10 protein-coding genes and 1 pseudogene are annotated in these 11,025 nt (G+C 67.6%); 3 read left to right on the top strand and 8 right to left on the bottom strand.

What is annotated here, in order from left to right:
* Positions 1-11: 11 nt before the first annotated feature.
* The 7 genes from ccsB to GOAMI_RS21980 form a co-directional block, all read right to left on the bottom strand.
* Positions 12-1,031, bottom strand: a complete 1,020-nt coding sequence (ccsB, locus tag GOAMI_RS21950) for a c-type cytochrome biogenesis protein CcsB (protein WP_006438836.1) — start codon at positions 1,029-1,031, stop codon at positions 12-14.
* A gap of 22 nt (positions 1,032-1,053) precedes the next feature.
* Positions 1,054-2,814, bottom strand: coding sequence for a cytochrome c biogenesis protein ResB (gene resB, locus GOAMI_RS21955; RefSeq protein ID WP_006438837.1), 1,761 nt, complete (start codon positions 2,812-2,814; stop codon positions 1,054-1,056).
* A gap of 13 nt (positions 2,815-2,827) precedes the next feature.
* Entirely contained in the window at positions 2,828-3,637 is an 810-nt protein-coding gene (locus GOAMI_RS21960; protein WP_006438838.1) for a cytochrome c biogenesis CcdA family protein, read from the bottom strand.
* On the bottom strand, positions 3,637-4,230 hold the full coding sequence (locus GOAMI_RS21965; RefSeq protein ID WP_006438839.1) for a TlpA family protein disulfide reductase: 594 nt from the start codon (positions 4,228-4,230) through the stop codon (positions 3,637-3,639). Before GOAMI_RS21965 ends, GOAMI_RS21960 begins: the two co-directional genes overlap by 1 nt.
* Positions 4,231-4,248: 18 nt before the next feature.
* Positions 4,249-4,875: a histidine phosphatase family protein gene (locus tag GOAMI_RS21970; RefSeq protein WP_006438840.1), complete on the bottom strand. Its 627-nt coding sequence runs from the start codon at positions 4,873-4,875 to the stop codon at positions 4,249-4,251.
* On the bottom strand, positions 4,875-6,224 hold the full coding sequence (gene hemL / locus GOAMI_RS21975; RefSeq protein WP_006438841.1) for a glutamate-1-semialdehyde 2,1-aminomutase: 1,350 nt from the start codon (positions 6,222-6,224) through the stop codon (positions 4,875-4,877). Before hemL ends, GOAMI_RS21970 begins: the two co-directional genes overlap by 1 nt.
* Positions 6,225-6,321: 97 nt before the next feature.
* Positions 6,322-7,242, bottom strand: coding sequence for an SGNH/GDSL hydrolase family protein (locus GOAMI_RS21980; protein WP_006438842.1), 921 nt, complete (start codon positions 7,240-7,242; stop codon positions 6,322-6,324).
* Between the two features lie 97 nt (positions 7,243-7,339).
* On the opposite strand from GOAMI_RS21980, the gene GOAMI_RS21985 reads away from it, so the two are divergent.
* The 3 genes and pseudogenes from GOAMI_RS21985 to GOAMI_RS22845 all read left to right on the top strand — a co-directional run.
* Positions 7,340-8,824: an NAD-dependent succinate-semialdehyde dehydrogenase gene (locus GOAMI_RS21985; protein WP_006438843.1), complete on the top strand. Its 1,485-nt coding sequence runs from the start codon at positions 7,340-7,342 to the stop codon at positions 8,822-8,824.
* 116 nt (positions 8,825-8,940) lie between these two features.
* Positions 8,941-9,543, top strand: a complete 603-nt coding sequence (locus GOAMI_RS21990; protein WP_024498684.1) for a YdcF family protein — start codon at positions 8,941-8,943, stop codon at positions 9,541-9,543.
* A gap of 143 nt (positions 9,544-9,686) precedes the next feature.
* Positions 9,687-10,753, top strand: a pseudogene (locus tag GOAMI_RS22845) (IS256 family transposase); the annotation flags it as partial.
* 36 nt (positions 10,754-10,789) lie between these two features.
* Here the strand turns inward: GOAMI_RS22845 and GOAMI_RS22850 are convergent.
* A partial coding sequence (locus tag GOAMI_RS22850) for an integrase core domain-containing protein (RefSeq protein WP_006438847.1) occupies positions 10,790-11,025 on the bottom strand: 236 nt, incomplete at its 5' end.

Raw genomic sequence — 11,025 nt, forward strand, 5'->3', positions numbered from 1 at the left:
TCTCGAAGGGTTCAGAGACCCGCGTAGGAGTGCAGGCCCGACACGACCAGGTTGATGATGAACAGGTTGAACAGCATCGCCACGAAGCCGGCGACGTTGATCCAGGCCGCTGCGGTGTTGCGCCAGCCCGCGGTGGCGCGAGCGTGCAGATAGGCCGCGTAGATCACCCAGGCGATGAACGACACGGTCTCCTTGGGGTCCCAGCCCCAGAACCGACCCCAGGCGGCCTCGGCCCAGATGGCGCCGCAGATCACGCCGAGACCGAAGAGCGGGAAGCCGACGACGACTGTCTTGTAGGCGAGGCGGTCGAGGTTCTCCGCTGCCGGGATGTGGTCGACGATGCGTCGCAGCGCGCCACCCAATCCGGGCCGGGCCGAAGACGTGTCGTCGGCCGGATTCGATGCCCACCGCATCTTCATCAGGTACAGGATGCTGGCGACACCGGAGACCATGAGGATTCCCGAGGACACCGAGATGATCGACACGTGCACTGCCAGCCAGTACGACTTCAGGGCCGGGACGACGGGGGTCGCCTGCGTGTAGAGCCAGCGACCGGCGATGAACATCAGCAGCACGACGGGGAGCAGCACGAACGACAGCAGCGCGCGGTGTTCGGGTTTGCGCAGGATGATCAGCGCGGCCAGGACACCGGCCGCACACGTCATCGAGACGAACTCGTACATGTTGCCCCACGGCGCACGCTCGGTGGCAATGGCTCGCAGGACGATCGACGCTATGTGGGCGACGAGTCCGACGTACACGACCGGCAGGCCCATGTTGCCGAGCTTCTCGCCGAACGTCCGCTTCGGTGGGCCCGCGACGCGACCGGGCACGCGCACGGCGTCCGAGCCCGACGCAGAACCGGCACCGGCGGCGACGAGTTCCCGCTCCTCGAGCTTGCGACCGCGAACCGCCGCCAGCGCGCCGAAGAACAAGAAGGCCGCCACCACGTACACCGTGATCGCGGTGCCGAACAGCAGATCGGAATAGCGAGCCAGCGTCTCGTCCACCTGACCGGTGCCGTTGTTCATGAAAGTTCCTTTCGCCGGTAGCCTAGAGCCGCCGGGTCGCGCGCCGCGAGGTGGATACGTCTGCGTCGTCGGCGACGAGCGCAGCCGCCTGGTCCTCGAAACCCTCACCCCAGCCGGCCTGGTCGGTACGCGCCAGCCCGGCAATCTCTACTACAGTACGTCGTTTCCCATCGGATGGATCAACACCGTCAGGGTCAGCGCCGTCGCGACCAGCACCGTCGGGGTCATCACCATCGACCTGACCGGCGGTGACCACTGCCGGGACGAGCCGCGCCCAGATCCGTCTGCGTCGGATGAGCAGCGAGACCAGCAGTCCGCCGAGCATCACCACCGAGCTCACCAGCACCCAGATCTGCGCCGGGTCGTGGGAGACCTGCACCGACACCCACCGCTGGTAGCCGTCGAAGGTCACCGTCGTGCCGTCGGCGATGGTGTGGCTCTGTCCGGTACTCAGGTTCACCTGTGCCTGCCGCTGGAGCCGGCCCTGGTCGACGAGGTCCTGATCGAGCGAGTAGACGTTCTGCGGTTTGCCGGTGTCGAGGCCGGTGTCGCCCTTGTAGATCCGGATGGCGACCGCGGGATCGTCGGGCTCCGGGGACAGCGACGTCAGCAGCGTGCCGTGGTAGAGCGCGGTCGGCGCGAACAGGCCCTCGAGCGCGATCTGGTTCTTCCGACGTTCGTCGGCGTCGGGGTACAACCCGGCCGGGGTGTCGAAGCGCACCGCACCGGAGGACAGCATCGTCTGCAGCTGGTCGGGGACGAACGGGACGGTCTGGGTGCGCTTCTCCCCGTTGGGGAAGGTCACGCTGAACGTCGGGGCGAAACCGTTGCCCAGCACGTAGACCCGGTCACCGGCGACGCGCAGCGGCTCGTTGACGCGGACCGAGGTGCTGGTCCAGGTGTCCGGGGAACCGACCTTGGTGCCCTCGGCATAGCGGATCGTCGCGTCGTACATGTCGGGCTGTCCGCTGGGCAGGAAGGTCGCCGAGAAGTCGTCGACCCGGAAGCAGAACGGCGACAGGTCGGTGCCGTCGACCAGATTGCCGGCGCGGAAGGAGTCGTAGACGGCGGTCGAGGTGTTGCACATGCCCTGCTCGCCGTCGGCGACGAGGATTCGCGTGCCCTCGTATCCGAACATCTTGCCGGCCGCGATCGACACCAGGAGCGCCAGCAGCGCGAAGTGGAAGACGAGATTGCCGAACTCGCGGAGGTAGCCCTTCTCCGCGGACACCTCGACGCACCCCTCGGGATAGGCCTTGCTCGGTTCGCGGACGACGACCTCGCGCCGCCAGCCGCGGAGCCGGCCGTCGATGCGATCGGCGATCTCGTCCGGCGTGCCGTCGACGGTGTGCGTGACGTGCCGGGGCAACCGAGACAGGTTACGCGGCGTGCCGACGGGTTTGGCGCGCAGGCTGTGGAAGTGCTCGATCATGCGCGGCGTCAGGCAACCGACGAGCGAGACGAACAGCAGCACGTAGATCGCGGTGAACCAGGCGCTGGAGAAGACGTCGAACAGTTGCAGCCGGTCCATCCAGGTGCCGAGCGTGCCGCGTTCGGCGATGTACTCGAGCGTCTTCTGCTCGTTCAGGTCGCGCTGCGGGAGAAGCGCGCCGGGGATGGCGGCCAGGGCGAGCAGGAACAGCAGCAGCAGCGCGGTGCGCATCGACGTCAGCGACCGCCACAGGTTGCGCAGCGGCCAGAGCACCCGGCGCCGGGTCCAGTGCGGCTTCGGCGCGCCGGTTTCGGGGGTGTCCACCTGGGTACGGTCGGTGACGTCGGTCATGGCTGCAGCACGCTCAGATCGGTAGTTGGGTGTCGGTGACGAAGCGGACCTGAACCCAGACGATGAACTGATCCCACCAGCCGGTGAGCAGGGCGACGCCCACGGCGATGAGCAGGACGCCGCCGACGACTTGGATGGTTCGGGCATTGCGGCGCAGCCAGCCGAGGCTGCGCAGTGCCCACGCCGAGGAGAACGCCAGCACGACGAACGGCAGGCCGAGGCCCAGGCAGTAGGCGACGATCAGGGTCACGCCCTTGGCCGCGGTCGCGCCCTCGGTACCGCTGACCGTCGCGATCACCGAAGCCAGGGTCGGGCCGAGGCACGGCGTCCAGCCGAGCGCGAAGACCGCGCCGAGCAGAGGTGCGCCGACGATGTTGGAGACCCGTACCGGCTCGAACCGGACCTCACGCTGGAGAGCCGGGATGAGGCCGATGAACACGAGGCCCATGGCGATGGTGACCACGCCGCCGATGCGTTGCAGCAGTTCACGATTCAGGACAAAGGTACTGGTCACGCCGAGGACGGTCGCGGTGGCCGCGACGAAGACGACGGTGAAGCCGAGCACGAACAGACCGGCGGCGAGCGCGACCCTCGAACGCCCGTTCTTGGAGCCCTCCCCGACCTTCACCGCCGGGGCCTCGGCGCCGACCAGTCCCGCGAGATACGACAGATAGCCGGGGACGAGCGGCACGACGCACGGCGAGGCGAAGGAGACGAGTCCGGCCAGCAGACATGCCGCGAGCGCAAGCAGGAGCGGCCCGCTGGTCACCGTGTCGGCGAAGGTGTCGCCGATGGACGCGGCGATAACGGTCGAGGACGTCATCAGGCCGAACCCGCCGGTTCCGCGGCGACTCGCTTGACGACCTCGTCGAGTTCCTTGTCGGAGACGGCCTTGAGGAAGACCGCGGCGGGCCGGTGCTGCCGGTCGAGGACGATCGTCGTCGGGACCACCGAGGTCGGGGTGGTCAGTGCCGCCAGCGACAGGCCCGGGAAGTCGTAGATCGACGGGAACCCGACCTTGCGGTCGATCACGAAGTCCTTCGCGGAGTCGCGGTCGTCGCGCAGGTTGATGCCCAGGAACTCGACGCCGTCGTCACGATTGTCCTCGTAGACACGTTCGAGGTCGTCGGCCTCTCCGCGGCAAGGTCCGCACCACGAACCCCAGACGTTGATCACCACGACCTTGTCGGCGAACCGTGCGTCGGACAGCGCCAGCGGCTGACCGCTGACCAGATCCTCACCCTCGAGGCCGGCGATCGGTTTGCGATCGGCGGGTTCGTAAGTGATGACGGTCTGTCCGCCGGGCGAGACGAACTGGAAGGTGTTCCCCTGCGCGACCGCGTCGTCACCCGTGCTGCAGCCGCTGATCAGCAGGATCAGGGCCGACAGCACTGCCGGCAGAAGGAACTTGCGCACTACTTCTCTACCTTTGTTTCACGCACCGGTGGCCAGCGGGTCGGAGGCCCCGGCCGGCTCGGAGTAGATGATGTCGACGAGGGCGTCGTCGTCGTAGATGAGGCTGGTCAGCGAGGCCAGCGAGCACTGCCGGCGGCGCGGGTCGTGCCACAGGCGCTGGCCTTCGAGGAAGCGACGCAGCGTGTAGACGGGCAACTGGTGGCTGACGCACACCGCCTCGTGACCGCGTGCGGCGTCGCGGGCTCGGTTGGCCGCCGCCAGCATGCGGTGCGCGAGCTGGATGTACGGCTCACCCCACGACGGGGTGAACGGGTCACGCAGCTTGGGCCAGTGCCTCGGCTTGCTCAGCGCGCCGTCACCGACGGAGACCTTGAGACCCTCGAAGACGTTGTCGGCCTCGATGAGGTCGTCGTTGGTCTGGATGAACAGGCCGTGGGCCGAGGCGATGGGGGTCGCGGTCTCCTGCGCGCGCTGCAACGGCGAGGCGAAGACGGCCTTGACGTCGTGGTCGGCGAGAGTGTCGGCGACAATCTGCGCCTGTGAGCGGCCGGCGCCGGAGAGCCGGAATCCGGGGAGGCGGCCGTAGAGGATGCCCTCCGGGTTGTCGACCTCTCCGTGGCGCATCATGTGGACGATCGTGTGCATCAGGCGTTGTCCCCCGGGGTGGCTGCGGTAGCGGCTGCCTGCGCTGCCACGGGCAGCGCGTCGGCGATCTGCGAGAAAGCATCCTCGTCGAGTGCGGCGGACACAAACCACGCCTCGAAGGCACTCGGCGGTGCGTACACCCCTCGTTCGAGAAGAGCGTGGAAGAACGGCGCGAATCGCCAGGTCTGCGTGGCGTTCACGCTCGCGTAGTCGAAGATCGGGATCTCCGGGGCGGTAGTGAAGAACACACTCAGCAGGTTGCCCGCCTTCTGCACGCGATGGCCCACACCGGCCGCGGTGAGCGCCTCGGTGAGCAGCCCGGCGAGACGGTCGGCGTTGGCGTCGAGCTTGCTGTAGACCTCGTGGTCGGCGTGACGCAGGGTCGCGAGGCCAGCGGCCACCGCGACCGGATTACCCGACAGCGTGCCCGCCTGATAGACCGGGCCGGTCGGCGCGAGGCGTTCCATGACGTCGGCGCGACCGCCGAACGCCGCCGCGGGCAGGCCACCGCTCATGACCTTGCCGAAGGTGTAGAGGTCGCCCGCGACGCCTTCGAGGCCGTACCAGCCGCTCGGGCTCACGCGGAACCCGGTCATCACCTCGTCCATGATCAGCAGGGCGCCGTGGCGGCTGGTGAGTTCGCGCAGCCCGGCATTGAAACCGTCGACCGGCGCGACCGCACCCATGTTGCCCGCGGCGGCCTCGGTGATGACCGCGGCGATGTCGTCGCCGAACTCCTCGAAGGCCTTCGCGACGGCCTTGAGGTCGTTGTACGGGAGCACGAGGGTGTCGTGTGCCGACGCACCGGTGACACCCGGGCTGGTCGGCAGGCCCAGCGTTGCCACACCCGACCCGGCGGCGGCGAGCAACGCGTCGACGTGGCCGTGGTAGCAGCCGGCGAACTTGATGATCTTGGAGCGGCCGGTGAATCCGCGTGCGAGCCGGATCGCCGACATGGTGGCCTCGGTGCCCGAGTTCACCAGTCGCACCCGCTGCACGGGGTCGACGCGGCCGATGATCTCCTCGGCCAGTTCGATCTCGCCCTCGGTGGGCGCACCGAACGACAGGCCACCGGAGGCTGCGCGCTGCACGGCCTCGACGACGGCAGGATGAGCGTGACCGAGGATCATCGGACCCCACGAGCTGACGAGGTCGACGTAGGTCGCGCCGTCGGCGTCGGTCAGGCGGCACCCTTGGGCGCTCGCGATGAAGCGCGGGGTCCCGCCGACCGCGGAGAAGGCGCGGACCGGAGAGTTGACGCCGCCCGGGATGACCTCGGCAGCGCGGGCGAACAGCGCGGCGGAAGTGTCTGCATGCTCGACGATGGGGCTATCAGCGGAAGGGGTCACGGCCTACAGTGTTCCAAATGGCACCGAGTGACCCAAATCGCCGCTGGTGAGAGGGTGCTCCGGGTCACGCGGGGGTGTCCGAAGGGTACGTTTCGGCTCAGTTCGCGAGCGCCTTGCGGACCTGTTCGGCGATGGCCTCCTGACCCCGCTCGTTGGGGTGGACACGAGCGGGCCCTTGCGCCGTCATCGGTTCGATCCAACGTTGTGGCCCCGCACAGGCGTCGTGCCCCACGGAGACCGGCAGCATGTCGACGAACCGGACACCTTCGTCCTCGGCGGCGCGTCGACCGTAGTCGTTGAGTTCGGTCTGGAGCCTGCGGATCATCGGGACATCGCCGACGGCGAGCTTCATCTCGGGGTAGCAACCGATGGTCGGCGGCATCAGCCACGGGTAGCCGACGAGCAGGATCTTCGCGCCCGAAGCCTTGACCTTCACGTCGCGCAGTGCCGCACGGATCGCCGGATAGATGTCCTTTCCGACCGGCTCGATCAGTGACTGCCCGTAGCGATCCGTGCAGGGCGAGCCCAGTGGATTCGTGTCCGCCGCCTGGCTGCACAGCTCGATCGCCCGCCCGTAGGTCCGTTTGTCGTTGCCCCCGATCATCACCGTGACGACATCGGTGTCCATGCCGAGCGCGTCGAGTTGCGGTGGCACCCCCTCGTGCTGGGCCGCGCGGAAGTCGGCGGTCTCGGCGCCGGCGCAGCTGACGTCGGTCAGCGCGAGGTTCTCTTCCGCGGCCACGATGTGCGCGAAGTTCTTCGACGAGCGCTGGCAGTAGATCGGCGAATCCTCCACCAGCGGACGGACACCGGTGCCCGCACTGAAGCTGTCTCCGAGGTTGACGTAGCGGGTGCTGCCGTCGTCGGCGGTCTGTGCCGCGGCGGGTGCCTGAGCTCGCCCTGTGCTTCCCGCGGCGTCGTCGCCCGAGCATCCGGTCGCCAGGGTCGCGGCCACCGCGAGCAGTCCGAGGCCGCGGATCGCGGTGCCGAACCACCGGCGTCGGTTTCGTGCGTCCACCCAGCCATCGTGCGTCCGCGCGAAGGCGGTCGGCAACCCTGCCGGTGCCGGTAGCGTGAAAATCGGCCCGGCCACGACACGGAGGACGTGAAACGACATGAGCTCCAGCGAAGTCAGTGAGAAGGACGTGCTCGACCCGCAGGCGATTCTCGACGGGGTGCCGGCCGGCCTGTGGATCAACGGCCACTCGACGCCGGCCGCCGATGGCGCCACCTTCGAGGTGTACGACCCGGCCACCGAGGAGTCGCTGACATCGGTGGCCGACGCCGGCGTCGAGGATGCCCGCTCCGCCCTCGATCACGCAGTCGCGGCGGCCGAGGACTGGGCCGCGACCCCCGCCCGCGAGCGGGGCGAGATCCTGCGACGCACCTTCGAGTTGCTCACCGACCGGGCCGACGACATCGCGATGCTGATGACCCTGGAACTCGGCCGCGCCCTCCCCGACAGCCGCGCGGAGACGAAGTACGGAAACGAGTTCCTGCGCTGGTTCGCCGAGGAGGCGGTCCGGATAGGCGGCCGGTTCACGCAGGCCCCGGCCGGCAACGGAAGAATCCTCGTCGCGCATCAGCCGGTCGGGCCGTGTCTGGCGATCACGCCGTGGAACTTCCCGCTCGCGATGGGCACGCGCAAGATCGGTCCGGCGCTGGCTGCCGGCAATGTCATGATCGTCAAGCCCCCGCGGGAGACGCCGCTGACGATGCTGGCCCTGGCCGAGGCCTTCGCCGAGGCGGGACTGCCGCCCGGCGTGCTGTCGGTCCTTCCGACGAGTTCGAGCGGCGAGGTGTCCACCGCGCTGATCACCGACGACCGGATTCGCAAGATCAGCTTCACCGGCTCGACGCCGGTGGGCCGCAATCTGCTCGGGCAGGCCGCCGAACGGGTGCAGCGCACCTCGATGGAACTCGGTGGCAACGCACCGTTCCTGGTGTTCGACGACGCCGAAGTCGACGCCGCGGTCGAGGGTGCATTCGCGGCCAAGATGCGTAACGGCGGCGAAGCCTGCACCGCGGCCAACCGTTTCCTCGTGCAATCCGGTGTGGCCGAGGAGTTCACCTCGAAACTCGTGGAGAAGATGTCGGACGTCAGGATGGGCCCCGGCTACAAGGAGGGCGTGACACTCGGACCGCTCGTCAACGCCGACCAGCGGGACAAGGTCGCGGCCGCCGTCGAGCAGGCCGTGAACGAAGGCGCCCGCGTGCGGCTGGGCGGAGAACGTCCTGGCGGTCGCGGGTTCTTCTACCCGGCAACGGTTCTCGACAACGTAGACCCCTACGCCCCGGTGACGCGGGAAGAGATCTTCGGCCCGGTCGCGGTGATCAGCACCTTCGACGACGAGGACGACGCGATCGCCGCCGCCAACTCCACCGAGTACGGCCTGGCGTCGTACTTCTACAGTCGCGACCTGGAACGCTGCATGCGCGTCGCGAGCCGCCTCGACTCGGGCATGGTCGGGGTGAACCGTGGCGTGATCTCTGACGCGGCAGCACCGTTCGGTGGGATCAAACAGTCGGGCATCGGCAGCGAGGGCGGCAGCGAGGGCATCGACGAGTATCTCTCGGTGAAGTACATCGCGCTCACGTGACCTGGCGGTCGAGGGGTAGTTCGACTGCAATGTGAGGCGTTACGTGTGTGACTGGTGATTCAGTTGTTACTGGATTGACACCCGTCCGCACCTGCGTGTCCCTAGACTCCGAGGGCATGCGTCTGAGAAGAATGGTGCCCGCGATCGCCGTGGCCGCGGCTGTGACGACGGCCGGTGTCGCCGTCACCACCACGGGCGATCCCAGCACGGCGAAGGTCGAATCAGCCGCCACCAGTTTGGATTTCGGCAGTGTCGACTTCGGCAGCTCCGAGCTCGGGACCCCCAACAGCGTGTTCCTATGGGAGAGCCCGCCGACCCGCTACATCGTCGTGCTGGGCGCCAAGTTCGGCACCCTCGGCCAGACACCGCAGATCATGACCCAACGACTCAACGTCGCGGCAAATCTCGCGAAGAAGCATCCGTTCAATCGGATCATCGCCTCCGGCGGCGACACCCACTGGCTGCCCATCGCCGAGGCCCAGTTCATGAACATCGGACTGATCCGACGCGGAATCCCGGTGTGGCAGATGGTCAACGAGGTCGCGTCGACCTCGACGGTGCAGAACGCCCAGAACACGGTGGCGATGCTGAAACGGATGGGCGGGACCGGCGCACTCATCGTCACCAACGGCTTCCACATGGAACGCGCGATGAAGAACTTCCGCGACGCCGCCCGCGCCCAGGGCGCGCGGCTGGTGTTCCGGCCGGCGTACGCGTAACCACTTCCCCGCGGGGCGGTCCCCCTCCCGCCCGACCGGTTCCCTCCCGCTTATTGGTTCCGCTGACTGCCAGCCGGGACTGTCGCTGATTCGGTGTAAGTGGTTTTGATCGCCCCCGGCGTGGGGCAGGAGGAATAACGACGATGACCGACACAATCGAGGGCGTGGATGCCCCGGTGGCAGGGCCAGTTCAGACTGGTCGAGAACACGATGTCACCACCGCGGATGCGGTGCGTGAGCTCTCGAAGGCCGAGCAGGCCTTGGTGAGCGATCTGGTCCGTAGCTCACGCGCGCAGGGAGTGGCTTTGACCGGTCCTGACGGGCTGCTCAAGGCATTGACCAAGAGCGTGCTTGAAGCCGCGCTCGATGAGGAGATGACCGAACATCTTGGCTACGACAAACATGACGTGGCCGGCCGCAACACCGGCAATTCACGCAACGGCACGCGCACGAAACGGGTGCTGACCGACGCGTGTGGGCAGGTGCCGATCGAGGTGCCCCGCGACCGCAACGGCACCTTCGACCCGGTGATAGTGGGTAAGAGCAAACGTCGCGTCACCGATGTGGATCAGGTGGTGCTGTCGCTGTACGCCAAGGGGCTGACGACCGGGGAGATCTCAGCGCATTTCGCCGATGTCTACGGTGCGTCGGTGTCGAAAGACACCGTCTCCCGAATCACGGATCGGGTCATCAAGGAGATGGTGAGTTGGTGGGCACGCCCGCTGGAGAAGGTGTATGCGGCGGTGTTCATCGACGCGATCATGGTCAAGATCGGTGACGGGCAGGTGCGTAACCGGCCGATCTACGCCGCGATCGGTGTTGATCTCGACGGGCACAAAGACATCCTCGGCATGTGGGCCGGCGACGGTGGCGGCGAGTCGGCCAGGTTCTGGCTGGCGGTGCTCACCGACCTCAAGAACCGGGGTGTCCGCGACATCTTCTTCGTGGTCTGTGACGGCTTGAAAGGGTTGCCCGACAGTGTGTTGCCGCGTTCCCGTTGGCCACGGTACAGACGTGCATCATCCATCTGATCCGGAACACCTTCAAGTACGCCTCCCGCAAGTACTGGGACAAGATCAGCGCCGATCTCAAACCGATCTACACCGCGCCGACCGCCGCTGAGGCCCGGCTGCGATGGGAGGAATTCGCTGAGAAATGGGGCACGCCGTACCCGGCGATCGTGACCCTGTGGGAGAGCGCGTGGGAGGAGGGGCCTTGACCCCGGATGGTGGACACGGGATTTGGATTAGGCAGCTTCTGACAGCGTAGCGAATGTGTAGGTGTTTTCGTAGCTGGCCGGGCTGGAATAGGCGCAGCGGGAGTGCCGTCGTCGGAGGTTGTAGCGGACCAGCCAGCGGAACACGTCGCGGCGGCAGGTAGCAGCGTCGGGCCACTGGCTGCGGTCCTGCAGGATCCCGCGTTTGAGGCTGGCGTTGAACGATTCGGCGAGCGCGTTATCGGCACTTGACCCCACCGCGCCCA

This window comes from Gordonia amicalis NBRC 100051 = JCM 11271, assembly GCF_000332995.1.
Taxonomy (GTDB): domain Bacteria; phylum Actinomycetota; class Actinomycetes; order Mycobacteriales; family Mycobacteriaceae; genus Gordonia; species Gordonia amicalis.

Excerpts from the sequence above, each read along its gene's own strand:
- ccsB (WP_006438836.1), bottom strand. The coding sequence starts at position 1,031 with ATGAACAACGGCACCGGTCAGGTGGACGAGACGCTGGCTCGCTATTCC.
- resB (WP_006438837.1), bottom strand. The coding sequence starts at position 2,814 with ATGACCGACGTCACCGACCGTACCCAGGTGGACACCCCCGAAACCGGC.
- GOAMI_RS21960 (WP_006438838.1), bottom strand. The coding sequence starts at position 3,637 with ATGACGTCCTCGACCGTTATCGCCGCGTCCATCGGCGACACCTTCGCC.
- GOAMI_RS21970 (WP_006438840.1), bottom strand. The coding sequence starts at position 4,875 with ATGCACACGATCGTCCACATGATGCGCCACGGAGAGGTCGACAACCCG.
- GOAMI_RS21985 (WP_006438843.1), top strand. The coding sequence starts at position 7,340 with ATGAGCTCCAGCGAAGTCAGTGAGAAGGACGTGCTCGACCCGCAGGCG.
- GOAMI_RS21990 (WP_024498684.1), top strand. The coding sequence starts at position 8,941 with ATGCGTCTGAGAAGAATGGTGCCCGCGATCGCCGTGGCCGCGGCTGTG.